Below are 18,760 nucleotides of genomic sequence, written 5' to 3'. Positions count from 1 at the left end.
TGTCCATGCAACAGACCGCCATGAGTCCCGAGCAATTCGAACAGGCACTGCGCGCCAAGGGCGCCTACTACCACATCCACCACCCCTTCCATGTGGCCATGTACCAGGGCCGCGCCAGCCGCGAGCAGATCCAGGGGTGGGTGGCCAACCGCTTCTACTACCAGGTGTGCATCCCGCTGAAGGATGCGGCGATCCTCGCCAACTGCCCGGACCGCGACACCCGCCGCGAATGGATCCAGCGCATCCAGGACCACGACGGCGCGCCGGGCGAGGCGGGCGGCATCGAGGCCTGGCTGCGCCTGGCCGAGGCGGTGGGGCTGGACCGCGAGCAGGTGCTGTCCCAGGAACTGGTGCTGCCGGGGGTGCGCTTCGCCGTGGACGCCTACGTCAACTTCGCCCGCCGCGCCAGCTGGCAGGAGGCGGCGAGCAGCTCGCTGACCGAACTCTTCGCGCCGCAGATCCACCAGTCGCGGCTGGATGCCTGGCCCAGTCATTACCCCTGGATCGACCCGGCCGGCTACGACTACTTCCGCTCGCGCCTGTCCCAGGCCCGGCGCGACGTGGAGCACGGCTTGCGCATCACCCTGGCGCACTACCGCACGGTGGAGCAGCAGGCGCGCATGCTGGAGATCCTGCAGTTCAAGCTCGACGTGCTGTGGAGCATGCTCGACGCCATGAGCATGGCCTATGAGCTGGAGCGCCCGCCCTACCACACGGTGACCCGCGAGCGGGTCTGGCACCGGGGGCTGGGGCAATGAGCGAGGTGCTGCAATCGAAGACCCCGCAACTGCGCCGGGGCTTCCGCTTCCAGTTCGAGCCGGCCCAGGGCTGCCACGTGCTGCTCTACCCGGAAGGCATGATCAAGCTCAACGAGAGCGCCAGCGAAATCCTCAAGCTGATCGACGGCCAGCGCAGCGTCGCCGCCATCATCGACGACCTCACCGGGCGCTTCCCCGATGTGCCGGGGGTGGACGAGGACATCCTCGCGTTCATGGAGGTGGCCAGTGCTCAGTTCTGGATCGAGTTGCGTTGAACCGCTTGGCACGGCCCGCCAGCCCGGCCCACCTTTATGGCTGCTGGCCGAACTGACCTATCGCTGCCCGCTGCAGTGCCCGTATTGCTCCAACCCCCTGGATTTCGACCGCCAGGGCGCGGAGCTGTCCACCGCCGAGTGGATCGAGGTGTTCCGCCAGGCCCGTGAGCTGGGGGCGGCGCAGCTGGGCTTCTCCGGTGGCGAGCCGCTGGTTCGCCAGGACCTGGCCGAGCTGATCCGCGCGGCACGCGGCATGGGCTATTACACCAACCTGATCACTTCCGGCATCGGCCTCACCGAGACGCGTATCGCCGAGTTCGCCGAGGCGGGGCTGGACCATATCCAGATCAGCTTCCAGGCCGCCGACGAGGCGGTGAACAACCTGCTGGCCGGCTCGCGCAAGGCCTTCGCCCAGAAGCTGGCCATGGCCCGGGCGGTGAAGGCGGCGGGCTACCCGATGGTGCTCAACTTCGTCACCCACCGGCACAACATCGACAACATCGAGCGCATCATCGACCTGTGCCTGGAGCTGGAGGCGGACTTCGTCGAGCTCGCCACCTGCCAGTTCTACGGCTGGGCCGAGCTCAACCGCGCCGGCCTGCTGCCGACCCGCGAGCAGCTGGAGCGCGCCGAGGCCATCACCCACGCCTACCGGGAAAAACTGGCGGCCCGGAACCACCCCTGCAAGCTGATCTTCGTCACCCCGGACTACTACGAGGAGCGCCCCAAGGCCTGCATGAACGGCTGGGGCAACCTGTTCCTCGACATCACCCCCGACGGCACCGCGCTGCCCTGCCACAGCGCGCGGCAGCTGCCGGTGCAGTTCCCCAATGTGCGCGAGCACAGCATCCGCCACATCTGGCAGGACTCCTTCGGCTTCAACCGCTTCCGGGGCGATGCCTGGATGCCCGAGCCGTGCCGGTCCTGCGACGAGAAGGACCGCGACTTCGGCGGCTGCCGCTGCCAGGCCTTCATGCTCACCGGGGATGCGAGCAACGCTGACCCGGTGTGCAGCAAGTCGGCGCACCACGGCATCATCCTCGACGCCCGCCGCCAGGCCGAGGAGGCGCCACGGGGGATGGGCGAACTGGTGTTCCGCAACCCGGGCAATGCGCAGCTGATCGCCAAGGCCTGAGCCTTCGCCGCAGGAGGAATCCCGATGCCCATCGCCCCCTACGGCACCTGGCCCAGCACCTTCAGCGCCCTCGATGCGGCAGCGGCCAGCCGCGATTTCGCCGAGCTGAAACGCTGCGCCCACGGCCTGCTGTGGAGCCAGTTCGACCCGGCCGACGCGCGCACCACCCTCTGGTTGTGGCGCCACGGTGAGGCGCGCTGCCTGACACCGGCGGGCTTCTCCCTGCGCAGCCGGGTGCACGAGTACGGCGGCGGCGCCTTCTGCCCCACCGCCGAGGGCGTCGCCTTCGTCAACGAGGCGGACCAGCAGCTCCATCTCCAAGGTATCGACGGCGAGCCCCGGCCACTGACCCGGCACCTTGGCAGCCGCTACGGCGACCTGCAGTTCGATACCCGTGCCCAGGCGCTGCTGGCGGTGGAAGAGCGTCACGGCGGTGAGGCGGTGCGCAACCGCCTGGTGAGCATCGCCCTGGCCGATGGCGCCCGCTCGGTGATTGCCGAGGGCGCCGACTTCTACGCCGCCCCGGTGCTGGACGGCACCGGCCAACGCCTGGCCTGGATCGAATGGGACCGCCCCGAGCAACCCTGGACCGAGACCCGCCTGTGCGAGGCGCAGCGCGATGACAGGGGCAACTGGCAAGGGCACCGCGTGCTGGCCGGTGCCGCAGGCGGCGAATCCCTGCAGCAGCCGCGCTTCGCCGCCGATGGTCGTTTGCTATGCCTGAGCGACCGCCACGGCGGCTGGCAACCCTGGGAGGAATCCACCCAGGGCTGGCGCCCGGTGGCGGGGTGTGCCGAGGCCGACCACGCCGCCGCGCCCTGGCAACTGGGCGCCTGCACCTGGTTGCCGCTGGAGGCGGGTGGGTTGCTGTCGAGCCGCTTCGAGCAGGGCTTCGGCGTGCTGGCGGAGCAGGGCGGGGGCGGGGAGCGGCGCCTGGCCGACGCTTTCAGCCGCTTCCGCGCCCTGGCAGCCGACGAGGCCCATTTCTATGCCATCGCCACGGCGCCGGACCGGCTGCCGGCGGTGATCGCCATCGACCGCGTGGACGGTCGCGTCGAGGTACTGGCCGGCGGCGAGCAACCGCTGGGCGAAGCGCAGCTGTCGCGCCCCGAGCCCCTGGGCTTCGTCAGCGGCCAGGGTGAACGCGCCCATGGCTTCTTCTACCCGCCACGCCATGCCGAGGTGCGCGGCCCGGCCGACGAGCGCCCGCCGTTGCTGGTGTTCATGCACGGCGGGCCGACGTCCGCCTGCTACCCGCAGTTCGATCCGCGCATCCAGTTCTGGACCCAGCGCGGCTTCGCCGTGCTCGACCTCAACTACCGGGGCAGCAGCGGCTACGGCCGCGCCTACCGCCAGCGCCTGCGCGGCGAGTGGGGGCGCATCGAGGTGGAAGACGCCTGCGCGGCGGTCGCCCACCTGGCCGCCGACGAGCGTATCGACGGCGCACGGGCTTTTATCCGCGGCGGCAGCGCCGGCGGCTACAGCGCCCTGCTGGCCCTGGCCGACAGCCGCGTCTTCCGTGGCGGCGCCAGCCTCTACGGGGTCAGCGACCCGCTGGCCCTGCGCCGGGTCACCCACAAGTTCGAGGCCGACTACCTCGACTGGCTGATCGGCGACCCCGACCTCGACGCCGAGCGCTACCGCCAGCGCACCCCGCTGCAGCGCCTGGATGACATCGAGGCGCCGCTGATCTTCTTCCAGGGCGGCCGCGACGCCGTGGTCGTTCCCGCGCAAACCTGTTCCATGGTCGACGCCCTGCGCCAGCGGGGCCGCGAGGTGGAGGTGCACCTCTACCCCGACGAAGGCCACGGCTTCCGCCAGGCGGCCAACCTCGCCCACGCACTGGAGGCGGAGTACGGGTTCTATCGGCGGCTGCTCTGATCGCATGGCGATGGGGTGGGAGGTTCAAAGCACTGAAACGGGCGACTCGCAATCGGCTGGCACCCATTGGTCGGATTGAAAACGTCCCTGATTCCAGTAGTCTGCTTCCCATTCCATAACAAGAACGATCAGGCGGATTCATGCGCCACGACATTAGCCAACTGCGTAAATTCGTGTCTCCCGAAATCATCTTCGGCGCCGGTTGCCGGCATAACGTCGGCAACTACGCGAGCACCTTCGGGGCGCGCAAGGTGCTGGTGGTGTCCGACCCCGGCGTGCTGGCCGCCGGTTGGGTCGCCGATGTGGAGGCCAGCCTGCAGGCCCAGGGCATCGACTATTGCCTGTTCACCCAGGTTTCGCCCAACCCGCGTGTGGAAGAGGTGCGCCTGGGCGCGGACTTCTACCGCAGCGAGGGCTGCAACGTGATAGTTGCGGTGGGCGGCGGCAGCCCGATGGATTGCGCCAAGGGCATCGGCATCATGGTCGCTCACAACCGCTGCATCCTCGAGTTCGAGGGGGTGGACACCATCCGCGTGCCGAGCCCGCCGCTGATCCTTATCCCCACCACCGCCGGCACCTCGGCGGACGTGTCGCAGTTCGTGATCATCTCCAACCAGGCCGAGCGCATGAAGTTCTCCATCGTCAGCAAGGCGGTGGTGCCGGACGTGTCGCTGATCGACCCGGAAACCACCCTGAGCATGGACCCCTTCCTCTCCGCCTGTACCGGCATCGACGCGCTGGTGCACGCCATCGAGGCCTTCGTTTCCACCGGCAGCGGGCCGCTCACCGACACCCACGCGCTGGAGGCCATGCGCCTGATCAACGGCAACCTGGTGCAGATGATCGCCACGCCAAACGACATCGCCCTGCGCGAGAAGATCATGCTCGGCAGCATGCAGGCGGGGCTGGCCTTCTCCAACGCCATTCTCGGGGCGGTGCACGCCATGTCCCACAGCCTCGGCGGCTTCCTCGACCTGCCCCATGGCATGTGCAACGCGGCGCTGGTGGAGCATGTGGTGGCCTTCAACTACAGCGCCGCGCCGGAGCGCTTCCGCATGGTGGCCGAGACCCTGGGCATCGACCCGCGCGGGCTCAACCACAACCAGATCCGCCAGCGCCTGGTGGAGCACCTGATCGCCTTCAAGCAGTCGGTGGGCTTCCACGAGACGCTGAAGCTGCACGGCGTTTCCACCTCCGACATCCCCTTCCTGTCGCGCCATGCGATGGAGGACCCCTGCATCCTCACCAACCCGCGCGAGTCGAGCCAGCGGGATGTCGAGGTGGTGTATGCCGAGGCCCTCTGAGGAGCAGCGCCAGGCGCTGCTCGGGCTGGGCAGCCACTCGGCGCGCAAGAGCCATTACCCCGAGCTGCTGAGCCGCCTGGAGGAGCTGGAGACCGAGCGCAACCGCTACAAGTGGCTGTTCGAGCACGCGGTGCACGGCATCTTCCAGGCCAGCCTGCAGGAGGGCCTGCGCGCGGCCAACCCGGCGCTGGCGCGGATGCTCGGCTACGACTCGCCGGAGCAACTGCTGTGGTCGCTGACCGACCTGGCCAGCCACCTGTTCGTTGGCGGTGAGGCGGAGCTGGTGCACATCCGCGCCGAGCTGCAGCGCCAGCAGGGGCTGTTCGGCTACGAGACGCGCCTGCGTCGCCAGGATGGCAGCCATGTGGACGTGCTGATGAACCTGCTGCTGAAGCCGGACGAGGAGGGGCTGTTCGAAGGCTTCGTCGCCGACATCACCGAGCGCATCCTCGCCCAGCAGCGCCTGCAGACCCTCAACGACGAGCTGGAGCAGCGGGTGGCGGCGCGCACCCTGGAGCTGCAGACCCTCAATGGCCAGCTGCGCGAGGCGCGGGACGCCGCCGAGGCCGCCAACCAGAGCAAGGACAAGTACCTGGCCGCCGCCAGCCACGACCTGCTGCAGCCGCTGAACGCCGCGCGGCTGCTGGTCTCGACCCTGCGCGAGCGCAGCCTGCCGGGCGCCGAGCAACTGCTGGTGGAGCGTACCCACCTGGCCCTGGAAGGCGCCGAGGACCTGCTCACCGACCTGCTGGAAATCTCCAAGCTGGACCAGAGCGCGATCCGCCCGGACATCGACGCCTATCGCCTGGACGAGTTGCTGGCGCCGCTGGCCTCGGAGTTCCAGAGCGTCGCCCAGTCCGCCGGGCTGCAGCTGCGCGCACGCATTCCCAAGGGGCTGGCGGTGAGCACCGATATCCGCCTGCTGACGCGCATCCTGCGCAACTTCCTCAGCAATGCCTGCCGCTACACCGAGCGCGGCCGCGTGTTGCTGGGCTGCCGCCGCCGGGGCGACCGGGTGCGGCTGGAGGTGTGGGACAGCGGCCGGGGCATTCCGGCGGACCAGTTGCAGGCGATTTTCCTCGAGTTCAACCAGCTGGACCGTGGTCGCGCCGCCGAGCGCAAGGGCGTAGGCCTGGGGCTGGCCATCGTCGACCGCATCGCTGGCATCCTCGGTTGTCCCATCGCGGTGCGCTCGCAGCCGGGGCGGGGTTCGGTGTTTTCCATCGAGGTGCCACTGGCGGAGGTGCTGCCGGCGCGCCGCGAGGATGCCCCCGTGCGCCCGCAGACCGGCGACCCACTGCCGGGCCGGCGCCTGCTGGTGCTGGACAACGAGGCGAGCATCCTCCACAGCATGGCCGCGCTGCTGGGCCAGTGGGGCTGCGAGGTGGTGACCGCGCCCGACCTGGAGAGCGCCCTGGGCAACCTGGGGGGCGTCGCGCCGGAGGCGATCCTCGCCGACTACCACCTGGACCACGGCGTGACCGGCTGCGAGGTGGTGCAGGCATTGCGCGGGCAGTTCGGCCGGGCCATTCCGGCGGTGATGATCACCGCCGACCGCAGTGACGAGTGCCGGCGCAACCTGCAGGCCCTTGGCGCGCCGCTGCTGAACAAGCCGGTGAAGCCGGGCAAGCTGCGGGCGGTGCTGAGCCAGTTGCTGCTCTGACCCCGAGTGGGGTCAGTTGCCGTGCGGGGTGGCGGCCAGGACCTGCTTGAGCTGGGCCTGGTAGTCGGCCGATTCGCGCTGGCGGGCGACCTCGTCCCAGATGGCGTGGGCGAGGCTGGGGTTCATGTCCATCAGGCGGTTGGACAGCATCAGGTAGTAGTCCTTCTGCTCCAGCGGCACGGGGCGTTTCTCGATGCCTTCGCCGAGGTCCGGGTGGCTGGCCAGGAGCTGGTCGGCGCGCAGTGTCTGCATGGCGGCGGCTTCGAAGCGGCGGCCGTGGAGCATGCGCAGCAGGGCCAGCGGGTCGCGGCTGGTTTCTTCCACGTCCAGGCCGTGGGCCTTGAGGAAGTCGATGATGGAGAAACCGCTGAGGGACGCGACCCGGCCCTGGATGCCCGTGAAGGTGTTGCCGTCCCAGTCGGCCTGGCTGCCGCGCAGGCGGTACAGCGAGTAGGAGGCGCTGTGCAGGCGCTTGTCGGTATCCAGCGAACCATCAGCGCGGTACGGGTAGTGGCCCATGACCTGGCGCTCGGCCTTGAAGGAGGAGGCGAAGGCGCCGTCGTACTGGCCCCGGGCGAGGCCGTCGAGGCAGCGCTTCCAGGGCATCGGCTGGCGTTCGATGGTCAGTTTCAGGGCGCTCTGCACGCGGTCGAACAGCGCCTGGTTGAGGCCTTTGTCGTCGAGCATCACCCAGGGCCAGGAGTCCTGGTCCTCGTAGCAGAACACCAGCTTCGCGGGTTCGGCTGCCTGGGCCTGAAGGGCGAGGAAGCAGGCGAGGATTAAGGTGATGGGCTTGATCGGTGACATGGTGGCTCTTTCCGGGCAGGCGCCAGGGAAGTGTAGTCAGGCCGCCGTGGCCGTCCGCTGGCGGGCGCATTTCTAGCATGATGGCAAAGCGCCGTCTCTGCTCCTCGGGTGAACTTGAGAACCCGGTCAGGATCGGGGCGGGGAGGCGGACGAACGGGGGGCTGGGCGAGTACAAAAATGGCCGCAAGGGGCGGCCATGAGGTTTCCGCGGCAGGGGAGGCGGAGGCGATAGCGGCGCGGGGAGGGCGGGGCGGCGCCGGACTTTTCCGTCATGGCCATGTGAGCCGCGTGCGGCTTCAGATGGGGGCTGGTCCCTCAGCCGCAGCCAGTGTCGCCGGCCCGTGTTGCAGGCCTGTGACGGGCGCGAAGAAAATTTTATTCGCTGTATAGTTTTATACATAGCGAAGGGGTAGAGTCGGCTCCCGCTTCACGCGCTGCTCAACCTCACACAAAAACAAAGGAGTGCTCCCATGGGCCACATGTCCCGTCTGTTCATCGCGCTTGCTGCCTGCGCCACCGCCAACCTGGCTATGGCCCAGGACGTCCAGGTCGCGGTCGCCGCCAACTTCACCGCACCGATCCAGGCCATCGCCAAGGACTTCGAGAAAGACACCGGCCACAAGCTGGTGATCGCCACCGGTGCCACCGGCCAGTTCTATGCGCAGATCAAGAACGGCGCCCCGTTCGAAGTCTTCCTCGCTGCCGACGACAGCACCCCGGCCAAGCTGGAGAAGGAAGGCGACACCGTTGCCGGCACCCGCTTCACCTACGCCGTCGGCACCCTGGCCCTGTGGTCGGCCAAGGACGGTTACGTCGACGCCAAGGGCGAGGTGCTGAAGAAGAACGAATACAAGCACCTGTCCATCGCCAACCCGAAAGCCGCGCCCTACGGCCTGGCCGCTACCCAGGTGCTGGAGAAGCTGGGCCTGACCGCCCAGGTCAAGGGCAAGCTGGTGGAAGGCCAGAACATCACCCAGGCGCAGCAGTTCATCTCCAGCGGCAACGCCGAGCTGGGCTTCGTCGCGTTGTCGCAGATCTACAAGGATGGCAAGGTGACCGGCGGCTCTGCCTGGATAGTGCCGGCCGAGCTGCATGACCCGATCAAGCAGGACGCGGTGATCCTCGCCAAGGGCAAGGACAACGCCGCCGCCAAGGCGCTGGTCGACTACCTGAAGGGCGACAAGGCCGCCGCGGTGATCAAGTCCTACGGCTACGCGCTTTGAGTTGAATGAGGGAGCGGTGCGATGCCACTGAGTGGTGACGACTGGGCGGCGATCTGGCTGACCCTGGAGCTGGCGACCCTGACCACGGCCCTGTTGCTGCTGGTGGGAACGCCCATTGCCTGGTGGCTGGCACGCACCGACTCCTGGCTGAAAGGTCCCGTGGGGGCGGTGGTGGCATTGCCGTTGGTGCTGCCGCCCACGGTGATCGGCTTCTACCTGCTGGTGAGCATGGGCCCCCACGGTTTCATCGGCCAGTTCACCCAGTCCATTGGGCTGGGTACCTTGCCCTTCACCTTCGCCGGGCTGGTGGTGGGGTCGGTCTTCTATTCGCTGCCCTTCGTGGTGCAGCCCCTGCAGAACGCCTTCGAGGCCATGGGCCCGCGCCCGCTGGAAGTGGCGGCCACCCTGCGCGCCAGCCCCTGGGATAGCTTCGTCACCGTGGTGCTGCCACTGGCCCGACCGGGCTTCGTTACCGCCTCCATCCTCGGCTTCGCCCATACGGTGGGGGAGTTCGGCGTGGTGCTGATGATCGGCGGCAACATCCCGGAGAAGACCCGGGTGGTGTCGGTGCAGATCTTCGATCACGTCGAGGCCATGGAGTACGCCCAGGCCCACTGGCTGGCCGGTGGCATGGTGGTGTTCTCCTTCCTCATACTGCTGGCCCTGTATTCCAGCCGGCGCATGCGGCCGGGCTGGACATGACCCCAAGGACCCTCGCGGCATGAGTCACGACATACGTGCGCGCCTCTACCTGGCCTGGCCCGGCTTCGAGCTGGACGTGGACCTCGCCCTGCCCGGGCGCGGCGTCACCGCGCTGTTCGGCCATTCCGGCTCCGGCAAGACCAGCCTGCTGCGCTGCATCGCTGGGCTCGAGCGCAATGCCCGCGGGCGCCTGGAGATCAACGGCGAGACCTGGCAGGACAGCGAGCGCGGGCTCTTCGTGCCCACCCACAAGCGCGCCCTGGGCTACGTGTTCCAGGAGGCGAGCCTGTTCGAGCACCTGTCGGTGCGGCGCAACCTGGCCTACGGCGAGAAGCGCATCCCCGTCGCCGAGCGACGGGTGAAGCTGGAGCAGGCCGTGGAGTTGCTGGGCATCGGCCATTTGCTGGAACGCATGCCGGCGCGCCTGTCCGGTGGCGAACGCCAGCGCGTGGGCATGGCCCGGGCGCTGCTGACCAGCCCGCGCCTGCTGCTGATGGACGAGCCTCTGGCGGCGCTGGATGGCAAGCGCAAGGCGGAGATCCTGCCGTACCTGGAGCGCCTGCATGACGAACTGGATATCCCGGTGCTCTATGTCAGCCACTCGCCGGACGAGGTGGCGCGGCTGGCCGACCACCTGGTGCTGATGGATGAGGGCCGGGTGCTGGCCAGCGGGCCCCTGGGCGAAACCCTGGCGCGGCTGGACCTGCCCACCGCGCTGGACGATGACGCCGGCGTGGTGGTGGAGGGGCGGGTGATCGGCCATGACCCGGAGTACGACCTGCTCAGCCTCGTCCTGCCGGACAGCGGCCTGAGCATGCGCGTGGCCCATGCGCCGGCGGAGCACGGCCGGCGCGTGCGCTTCAAGGTGCGCGCCCGGGATGTGAGCCTGAGCCTGCAGCGCCAGGCGGACAGCAGCATCCTCAACCTGCTGCCGGCGACGGTGCGCGAGGCGATTCCCGCGGACAACGCCGCCCATGTGCTGGTGCGCCTGGATGTGGACGGCACGGCGATGCTGGCGCGCATCACCCGCTATTCCCGTGACCAGCTCGGCCTGCACCCGGGCCAGCAGCTGTGGGCGCAGATCAAGTCGGTGGCGCTGCTGGCCTGACGGGCTTCGCAGGGGGAGGGCGGTGTTCCGAGAGCCCGGCGGAACCTCGCGGATGATGGGTTTCGCTTCGCTCTACCCATCCTACACGTTGCGTTTCGACCTACGGCATCAGGCGCTGGCGCCGAATACCTTGGCCAGGTGGGCTTCGTAGCGGGCGATGTCGCCTGCGATATCCGGGCGCTTCATCACGTCGACGGCGAGGAAGGTGGGTAGGGCGGTCATGCCGAGGAACTGGTTGGCCTTGTGGAAGGGGAAGTAGACCGCGTCCACGCCCTTGGCCTCGAAGAAGTCGCTGGGGTCGTCGAAGGCTTGCTGCGGGGCGTTCCAGGTGGCGGAGATCATGTACTGCTTGCCGTGCAGCAGGCCGCCGCTGCCGTACTTCTGCGAGGCGTCGGAGCGGGTGCGGCCATCGTTGGCGTAGAGGCTGCCGTGGCCGGCGGTGAAGACGTCGTCGATGTACTTTTTCACGGTCCAGGGCGCGCCCATCCACCAGCCGGGCATCTGCCAGACGATGACGTCGGCCCAGAGGAATTTCTGCACTTCTTCGGCGGTGTCGTAGCCGCCATCGATGAAGGTCTCCTTCACGTCGAAGCCCGAGCGGTCGAGGAAGGCCAGGGCGGCTTCGTGCAGGGTGCGGTTGTAGCGGCCGTCGGAATGGGCGAACTGCTTGCCGCCGTTGAGCAGGAGGATCTTTTTCATGGCTGGGTGGCCTCGTGAGGTTCTCGATGGCCGGCAGACTACCCAGTGAACCGGCCCGGAAAAACCGCTTTCCAGACAAATCGCCTTTGCGTGAAAAGCACGAATGGCTGGGGAACTGTTGCGATAGGCTGCGGCGCCTTTCAGTCAGCGAAGCCCCATGCCATGAGCGATACCTGTGCCTTCATCCTCCATGCCCAGCTGCGCCCGGAGCGCGCCGACGCGTTCGAGGCGCTGTTCCGCGCCTATGTCGAGCCGAGCCGCGCGGAGGCGGGCTGCATCGAGTACCACATGCTGCGTGATGCCCGGGACCCGACGCTGTTCATCTTCTTCGAGGTGTGGCGTTCGCGGGCGGACCTGGAGCGCCATTCGGCCCTGCCGCACATGCAGGCCTTCCACGAGCGGCGCATGGAATTCCTGGTGCGGGATTTCGAGATCCGCGAGATCGAGATGCTCAGCGCGGCGGCGATGGTGAAGACGGGGTGAGCCGTGTCGCTCATCGGGTGTTCGGGGTATCCCCTGGGCTGAAGCCCAGGCTACGGCTCGGGCTGCACCGGGGCGGTCAGGCTTCCTGGGCGCGGTAGGCGCCGGGGGTGAGGCCGGTCCATTTCTTGAACGCGCGGTGGAAGGCCGAGGGCTCGGAGAAGCCGAGCTGTTCGGCGATGTCCTGGATGGCCAGTTCGTCGCGGCCCAGGTGGTAGATGGCCAGGTCGCGGCGCAGGTGGTCCTTCAGTTCCTGGAAGCTGGTGCCTTCCTCGCGCAGGTGGCGGCGCAGGGTCTGCGGGCTGATGTGCAGGTGCTGGGCGACCTTTTCCAGGTCCGGCCAGTCGCGGCAGTCGCGGCCCAGCAGGCGGCGGATCTGGCTGTTCAGGCTGTCGCCGCCGTCGGGGCGGGCCAGCAGGTCGGCCGGCGAGTGTTCGAGGAAGTGCTTGAGGGTGCGCTCGTCCTGCAGCAGCGGCATGGCCAGGTAGCGCGCCTGGAACAGCAGGCTGGTGCAGGGCGCGTCGAAGCGGCGGGTGGTGGGGAACAGCAGCTCGTATTCGCCCACGTGCTCGGGCTCGGCGTAGGCGAAGGTGGCTTCCTCCAGGCGGATGCGCTGGCCGATCAGCCAGCTGCCGAGGCGGTGCCAGATCACCAGCAGGCTTTCCACCAGGAAGTGGTCCGGGTCCCAGAGCGTGGCGTCGTCCACCGTCAGGCGCACCGATTCGCCCTCGCGCTCCAGCAGGATGCGCGGCGCCTCGGGGAACAGGCCATAGAACATCGCGCCTCGCCCCAGGGCTTTCTCCAGGCTGCGGCAGTGGATGATGGCGTGGCACATCATGGCGAAGGTGCCGCGCTTGCTGCGCTGACGGCCGAAGCCCATGTACTCGTCGTCCAGCGCCTCCCACAACAACTGCATCAAGCGGCTGAACTGCTCGGGTGCGATGCGTGCTCGTGGCTCGTCCAGCAGCGCGGCCTGGATGCCGGCGTTGCGCAGGATGGCGGTGCAGTCCACGCCCTGGCGTGCGGGGCCGCGCAAGGCGGCTCGGACGAAGTGGCTGGCGATGGTGCGCTCGCGCATGGGCGGCTTCCTGGCTCGGGGTGACCGATGGTAGGTCGTGGCAGAAGCAGGCGACAAGGGGCGGATGTGGCGGGAATCCCCCTGCTTCGCTGGCGGGAATCCGCCCGAGGGATTGTCCTACAGCGCCCAGCAATTTTCTGTAGGCCTCGGCGCACTAGGCATTGCGCCGGCAAGACGGGTTGGCACAGCCCTTGCGATAGGAGCTGCGCCATCCATTGGTTTGGATCGCAGAACAACAAAGTCTCCCAGCAAGGGAGGTGATTGAGACCGGTGGTGCGCCCCTGTACGGAATCAGGCCCCGCACCACCCGAGAGGATCTGCCATGACCCGTCAACCCCTCTACAAAAGCCTTTATTTCCAGGTTCTGGTGGCCATCGCCATCGGCATCCTGATCGGCCATTTCTTCCCGCAGACCGGCGTTGCCCTGAAGCCCCTGGGCGACAGCTTCGTCAAGCTGATCAAAATGGCCATCGCGCCGATCATCTTCTGCACCGTGGTGACCGGCATCGCCGGTATGCAAAGCATGAAGGCCGTCGGCAAGACCGGCGGCTACGCACTGCTGTATTTCGAGATCGTTTCCACCCTGGCGCTGGTGATCGGCCTGATCGTGGTGAACGTATTCCAGCCCGGCGCCGGCATGCATGTCGACCCGACCACCCTGGATATCAAGGGCATCGCGGCCTACGCCGCTGCCGGTGAGAAGCAGTCCACCATCGACTTCCTGATGAACGTCATCCCCGGGACCGTGGTCGGCGCCTTCGCCAACGGCGACATCCTCCAGGTGCTGTTCTTCTCCGTGCTGTTCGGTTATGCGCTGCACCGCATGGGCGACTACGGCCGCCCGGTGTTCGAGTTCATCGAGCGCATCTCCCAGGTGATGTTCAACATCATCAACGTGATCATGAAGGTCGCGCCCATCGGTGCCTTCGGTGCCATGGCCTTCACCATCGGCCAGTACGGCGTGGGTTCGCTGGTGCAGCTCGGCCAGCTGATGCTGTGCTTCTACATCACCTGCCTGCTGTTCGTGCTGGTGGTCCTGGGCAGCATCGCCCGCGCCCACGGCTTCAGCATCCTCAAGTTCATCAAGTACATCCGCGAAGAACTGCTGATCGTGCTGGGCACCTCGTCCTCCGAGTCGGCCCTGCCGCGCATGATCGCCAAGATGGAAAAACTCGGTGCCAACAAGTCGGTCGTCGGCCTGGTGATCCCCACCGGTTACTCCTTCAACCTCGACGGCACCTCCATCTACCTGACCATGGCCGCGGTGTTCATCGCCCAGGCCACCGACACGCCGATGGATATCACCCACCAGATCACCCTGCTGCTGGTGCTGCTGATCGCTTCCAAGGGCGCCGCCGGCGTCACCGGTAGCGGCTTCATCGTCCTCGCCGCCACCATCTCCGCCGTTGGCCACCTGCCGGTTGCGGGCCTGGCGCTGATCCTCGGCATCGACCGCTTCATGTCCGAAGCCCGCGCCCTGACCAACCTGGTGGGCAACGGCGTGGCGACCCTCGTCGTCGCCAAGTGGTGCAAGCAGCTGGACACCGACACGCTGGACCGCGAACTGGCCGGCAATGGCAATGGCAATGGCAATGCCGCGCCGCAGGCAGAAGCCCAGCGCGTCTGAACCGCGTAATTCTCTCCTCCCTCCCCACGGGGAGGAGATTTTCCAGGCCCGTCTCGTGACGGGCTTTTTTATGGGCGCAGGAAAGTGGGACGTGGCGCGCCGATCCCCTTGCCTGGCGTGCGCGGGAGCCTATGAGCACATGGGTCAATCGACCCTGAGCGCTTGTGTCATTGAGCGCTTGGGCGGGCGCCGCCTACCCTGCGGAACGATTTTTTCCAGGGAGACCCTTCGCATGCAGCGCATCCATTTCGAAACCGAACACAACATGTTCCGCGACTCGTTCCGTGCCTTCCTGCAGAAGGAAGTGGTGCCGCACCAGGAAGCCTGGGAAGAGGCGGGCGTGGTGGATCGTGCGGTGTGGCGCAAGGCTGGCGAGATGGGCTTCCTGCTGCCCTGGGCGGACGAGGAGTACGGCGGCGCCGGGCTGAAGGACTTCCGCTACGAGCAGATCATGTGCGAGGAGCTGGCCCACATCAACGAACCGGGCTTCATGATCCCGCTGCACTCGGCGCTGTGCGGCCCCTACATCGCCGAGTACGGCAACGCCGAGCAGAAGGCCCGCCTGCTGCCGGGGATCATCAGCGGCGAGATCATCCTCGCGGTGGCCATGACCGAGCCCTCGGCCGGTTCCGACCTGGCCGGCATGCGCACCACCGCGGTGGACAAGGGCGACCATTACGAGCTGAACGGCTCCAAGGTGTTCATCTCCAACGGCCTGCTGGCCGACCTGGTGATAGTCGCGGCCAAGACCGACCCGGCCAACAAGCACGCCATGGGCCTGTTCCTGGTGGAGCGCGACATGATCGGCTTCGAGCGCGGGCGCAACCTGAAGAAGTTGGGCATGAAGAGCCAGGACACCGCCGAGCTGTTCTTCAACAACGTCAAGGTGCCCAAGGAGAACCTGCTGGGCGATGCCAAGGGCGGCTTCTTCTACTTGATGAACATGCTCGCCCAGGAACGCCTGACCAACGCCTGCGGCGCGGTGGCCGGTGCCGAGGCGGCGCTGCAGACCACCATCGACTACGTGAAGGAGCGCAAGGCCTTCGACCGGCCCGTCTCGCACTTCCAGAACACCCGCTTCAAGCTGGCCGAGATGCGCACCCAGATAGACGTCGCCCAGGTCTTCACCGACCGCTGCGTGATGGACCACAACCAGCGCAAGCTGACCCCTGAGGTGGCCGCCGAGGCCAAGCTGTTCACCACCGAGCTGCTGTGCAAGGTGGTGGACGAAGGCGTGCAGCTGCACGGCGGCTGGGGCTACATGTGGGAGTACCCGATCTGCAAGATGTACGCGAACGCGCGCATCCAGCGCATCTTCGCCGGCACCTCGGAGATCATGAAGGAGATCATCAGCCGCGGCATGAAGCTCTGAACCCGCGCCCGGCGCTCCGGGCCGGGCTAGCGTTCAGCCACTGTGTAGACGCCAGGAGGCCATCGCCATGAATGCACCATTGGGCGCCATCGACGCCTGGGCCCAACCCGCCAACGGCCGCGCCCGCGAGCTGTTGCCGGAGGTGGTCCGGCTGTTCGAGAAATCCGGTTCCGCGCACTTGCTCGACCAACCGCTGACACCCGAGCAGACGGTGGCGGAGATGGACCGTGCGGGCGTGGACAAGCTCATGCTCGCCGCCTGGTGCCGGCCGGAGCGCTGGGTGTTCGACAACGACCTGGTGGCCGAGTACACCCGCGCCTTCCCCGACCGCTTCGTCGGGGTCGCCACCGTCGACCTGGGCAAGCCCCTGGCGGCGGTGCGCGAGCTGGAGCGGGCGGTGCTGGAGCTGGGCTGCAAGGCGCTGCGCGTGGTGCCCTGGCTGTGGAAGCTGCCGCCCAACCACCGGCTCTACTACCCGCTCTACGTGAAGTGCATCGAGCTGGATATTCCCTTCTGCACCCAGGTGGGCCACACCGGCCCGCTGATGCCCTCGGAGACCGGCCGCCCGGTGCCCTACCTGGACGAGGTGGCGCTGGACTTCCCCGAGCTGCGCATCGTCGCCGGGCACATCGGCCATCCCTGGACCGAGGAAATGATCGGCCTGGCCTGGAAGCACGACAACATCTACATCGACACCTCCGCCTACCTGCCACGCTACTACCCTCAGGCGCTGCTGCAGTTCATGCGCAGCTACGGCCAGGACAAGGTGCTGTTCGGCAGCAACTTCCCGCAGCTGTCCCTGGAGCGCTGCATGACCCAGGTGAAGGAGCTGGCGCTGCCGGCGGAGATCGAGGCGAAGTTCCTCCAGGGCAACGCCCGCCAGGTGTTCTGGCTGTGAGGCTATCCGGCGAGCCGCCGTGCCCGGGAGGAGGGCGGATAGGCGGCGAATAACGTGACAAGCTCCGACCATTACAAGAACAACAAGGAGGGTTCAGCAATGACCGATCAACTGCCGTTGCAGCGGCTCGCCCATTGGGTGGGCACCACGCCGGACCGCGTCTGGCTCAGCCAGCCGGTGGAGCGCCAGTGGCATGACCTGACCTGGCGCCAGGCCGACGACCAGGCACGGCGCCTGGCCAGTGCGCTGCAGGCGCTGGGCTGCGCGCCGGGCGACCGGGTGGCGATCCTGGCGAAGAACTGCGCCGAGTGGATCATCAGCGACCTGGCGATGATGCTCGCCGGGCTGGTCAGCGTGCCGCTCTACCCGTTGCAGTCCGCCGAGAGCATCGACTACGTGCTGCGCCACTCGGCGTGCAAGGTGATCATCCTCGGCAAGCTGGACGAGGCGGAGAAGTTCGCGGCCGGCATCCCCGCCGAGGTCATCCGCGTCGCCATGCCGTACCCGACCCTGAGCGCGCAACACCAATGGCATGCACTGCTCGCCGCCCATGAACCGCTGCGCGATGGGCATGTGCAGCGCCCTGATGACCTGCTCAGCATCCTCTACACCTCCGGCACCACCGGCCAACCCAAGGGCGTGATGCAGCGGGCCGAGGCCTTCGCCTTCGCCTCCAGCCGCTCGGTGGCGGAGATGGGGCTCAACGAGCGCGAGCAGTTCTTCTCCTACCTGCCGCTGTCCCACGCGGCGGAGCGTTTCCTGGTGGAAACCAACAGCCTGTATTGCGGGGGCGCCATCGCCTTCGTCGAATCCCTGGAGACCTTCGCCGCCGACCTCAAGCGGGTGCGGCCGACGGTGTTCTTCTCCGTGCCGCGGTTGTGGACGCGCTTCCAGCAGGGCGTGCTGGAGAAGCTGCCCCAGGCCAAGCTGGACCGCCTGCTGCGCATCCCGCTGCTGGGTGCGCTGGTGGCGCGCAAGGTGCGCCAGGGGCTGGGGCTGGACCGTGCGCGGGTGCTGGTCAGCGGTGCGGCGCCGATCCCGGTGGCGCTGCTGGAGTGGTACCGGCGCATCGGCCTGACCATCTGCGAGGGCTATGGCATGACCGAGAACTTCGCCTATGGCAACTTCAACCGCCCGGGCCAGGTGCGCTTCGGCAGCGTCGGCCGGGTGATGCCGGACAACGAGGTGCGCATCGCCGAGAACGGCGAGATCCTCTACCGCAGCCGCGCGCTGATGGCCGGTTACTACATGGAGCCGGAGAAGACCGCCGACACGCTGCAGCTGGGCTGGCTGCACACCGGCGACAAGGGCGAGATCGACGCCGACGGCTACCTGCGCATCACCGGGCGGGTGAAGGACATCTTCAAGACCAGCAAGGGCAAGTATGTGGCGCCGGCACCCATCGAGGGCGAGATCGCCAAGAACCTCTGGGTGGAGCAGGTATGCCTGATGGGCAACGGCCTGGACCAGCCGCTGGCGCTGATCGAACTCAGCCCGGCGGCCCGGGCGCAGGCGCGCGGGCAGATCGAGGCCGAGCTGGCGGCCAGCCTGCAGGCCCTCAACGAGCGCCTCCTGGCCCATGAGCGCATCAGCCATTTCGTGCTGGTGCGCGAGCCCTGGACGGTGGATAACGGCTGCATGACGCCGACCATGAAGATCCGTCGCAACGTGCTGGAACAACGCTTCGCCGCGGTGGCCGCGTGCCTGGACAGGCACCAGCCGCTGCATTGGGAATGAACCGAACCGCTAT

17 protein-coding genes are annotated in these 18,760 nt (G+C 67.7%); 14 read left to right on the top strand and 3 right to left on the bottom strand.

What is annotated here, in order from left to right; translation table 11 throughout:
• The first annotated feature begins 5 nt into the window (after positions 1-5).
• The 6 genes from pqqC to ACXI0U_RS15105 all read left to right on the top strand — a co-directional run bounded on the left by pqqC (position 6) and on the right by ACXI0U_RS15105 (position 7,016).
• Positions 6-758 carry a pyrroloquinoline-quinone synthase PqqC gene (pqqC, locus tag ACXI0U_RS15130; protein ID WP_043241948.1) on the top strand — a complete coding sequence of 251 codons (753 nt, stop codon included), beginning with the start codon at positions 6-8 and terminating at the stop codon, positions 756-758.
• Positions 755-1,033, top strand: a complete 279-nt coding sequence (pqqD, locus tag ACXI0U_RS15125; RefSeq protein ID WP_043241947.1) for a pyrroloquinoline quinone biosynthesis peptide chaperone PqqD — start codon at positions 755-757, stop codon at positions 1,031-1,033. The genes pqqC and pqqD overlap by 4 nt, the downstream gene beginning before the upstream one ends.
• Positions 1,005-2,168, top strand: a complete 1,164-nt coding sequence (pqqE, locus tag ACXI0U_RS15120; RefSeq protein WP_479550497.1) for a pyrroloquinoline quinone biosynthesis protein PqqE — start codon at positions 1,005-1,007, stop codon at positions 2,166-2,168. The genes pqqD and pqqE overlap by 29 nt, the downstream gene beginning before the upstream one ends.
• Before the next feature lie 24 nt (positions 2,169-2,192).
• Positions 2,193-4,049 carry an alpha/beta hydrolase family protein gene (locus ACXI0U_RS15115; RefSeq protein ID WP_479550496.1) on the top strand — a complete coding sequence of 619 codons (1,857 nt, stop codon included), beginning with the start codon at positions 2,193-2,195 and terminating at the stop codon, positions 4,047-4,049.
• A gap of 140 nt (positions 4,050-4,189) precedes the next feature.
• Positions 4,190-5,353 (top strand): alcohol dehydrogenase-like regulatory protein ErcA, encoded by a 1,164-nt coding sequence (gene ercA / locus ACXI0U_RS15110; protein ID WP_184487939.1) that lies wholly within the window; start codon positions 4,190-4,192, stop codon positions 5,351-5,353.
• Positions 5,337-7,016 carry a PAS domain-containing hybrid sensor histidine kinase/response regulator gene (locus tag ACXI0U_RS15105; protein ID WP_431482379.1) on the top strand — a complete coding sequence of 560 codons (1,680 nt, stop codon included), beginning with the start codon at positions 5,337-5,339 and terminating at the stop codon, positions 7,014-7,016. The genes ercA and ACXI0U_RS15105 overlap by 17 nt, the downstream gene beginning before the upstream one ends.
• 12 nt (positions 7,017-7,028) lie before the next feature.
• On the opposite strand, the gene ACXI0U_RS15100 is transcribed toward ACXI0U_RS15105, so the two are convergent.
• Entirely contained in the window at positions 7,029-7,823 is a 795-nt protein-coding gene (locus tag ACXI0U_RS15100; protein ID WP_184487941.1) for a substrate-binding periplasmic protein, read from the bottom strand.
• A 479-nt stretch (positions 7,824-8,302) separates the two neighbouring features.
• Between ACXI0U_RS15100 and modA the strand changes: the two genes are divergently transcribed.
• Genes modA through modC form a run of 3 tightly spaced genes read left to right on the top strand, consistent with a single transcriptional unit; the run spans position 8,303 to position 10,856 of the window.
• Positions 8,303-9,046: a molybdate ABC transporter substrate-binding protein gene (gene modA / locus ACXI0U_RS15095; RefSeq protein WP_479551101.1), complete on the top strand. Its 744-nt coding sequence runs from the start codon at positions 8,303-8,305 to the stop codon at positions 9,044-9,046.
• A 21-nt stretch (positions 9,047-9,067) separates the two neighbouring features.
• Positions 9,068-9,748 (top strand): molybdate ABC transporter permease subunit, encoded by a 681-nt coding sequence (gene modB / locus ACXI0U_RS15090; protein ID WP_021222624.1) that lies wholly within the window; start codon positions 9,068-9,070, stop codon positions 9,746-9,748.
• Positions 9,749-9,767: 19 nt separating this feature from the next.
• Positions 9,768-10,856 (top strand): molybdenum ABC transporter ATP-binding protein, encoded by a 1,089-nt coding sequence (gene modC / locus ACXI0U_RS15085; protein WP_374981702.1) that lies wholly within the window; start codon positions 9,768-9,770, stop codon positions 10,854-10,856.
• 108 nt (positions 10,857-10,964) lie between these two features.
• On the opposite strand, the gene mdaB is transcribed toward modC, so the two are convergent.
• Positions 10,965-11,555 (bottom strand): NADPH:quinone oxidoreductase MdaB, encoded by a 591-nt coding sequence (gene mdaB / locus ACXI0U_RS15080; RefSeq protein WP_265169311.1) that lies wholly within the window; start codon positions 11,553-11,555, stop codon positions 10,965-10,967.
• 162 nt (positions 11,556-11,717) lie between these two features.
• Between mdaB and ACXI0U_RS15075 the strand changes: the two genes are divergently transcribed.
• Positions 11,718-12,038: a putative quinol monooxygenase gene (locus ACXI0U_RS15075; RefSeq protein WP_271658504.1), complete on the top strand. Its 321-nt coding sequence runs from the start codon at positions 11,718-11,720 to the stop codon at positions 12,036-12,038.
• A 76-nt stretch (positions 12,039-12,114) separates the two neighbouring features.
• On the opposite strand, the gene ACXI0U_RS15070 is transcribed toward ACXI0U_RS15075, so the two are convergent.
• Positions 12,115-13,113 (bottom strand): AraC family transcriptional regulator, encoded by a 999-nt coding sequence (locus ACXI0U_RS15070; RefSeq protein WP_021222628.1) that lies wholly within the window; start codon positions 13,111-13,113, stop codon positions 12,115-12,117.
• 322 nt (positions 13,114-13,435) lie between these two features.
• On the opposite strand from ACXI0U_RS15070, the gene ACXI0U_RS15065 reads away from it, so the two are divergent.
• The 4 genes from ACXI0U_RS15065 (at position 13,436) to ACXI0U_RS15050 (ending at position 18,747) form a co-directional block, all read left to right on the top strand.
• Positions 13,436-14,740: a dicarboxylate/amino acid:cation symporter gene (locus tag ACXI0U_RS15065; protein WP_479550495.1), complete on the top strand. Its 1,305-nt coding sequence runs from the start codon at positions 13,436-13,438 to the stop codon at positions 14,738-14,740.
• A gap of 232 nt (positions 14,741-14,972) precedes the next feature.
• Entirely contained in the window at positions 14,973-16,112 is a 1,140-nt protein-coding gene (locus ACXI0U_RS15060) for an acyl-CoA dehydrogenase family protein (RefSeq protein ID WP_479550494.1), read from the top strand.
• Between the two features lie 67 nt (positions 16,113-16,179).
• A complete protein-coding gene (locus ACXI0U_RS15055; RefSeq protein WP_479550493.1) occupies positions 16,180-17,010 on the top strand; it encodes an amidohydrolase family protein in 831 nt (276 codons plus the stop codon).
• 99 nt (positions 17,011-17,109) lie between these two features.
• Positions 17,110-18,747 (top strand): AMP-binding protein, encoded by a 1,638-nt coding sequence (locus tag ACXI0U_RS15050; protein WP_479550492.1) that lies wholly within the window; start codon positions 17,110-17,112, stop codon positions 18,745-18,747.
• Positions 18,748-18,760 lie beyond the last annotated feature (13 nt).

The sequence above is a fragment of the Pseudomonas sp. C9D1 genome, from assembly GCF_056491235.1.
This window is presented reverse-complemented; position numbering and strand designations above follow the sequence as displayed.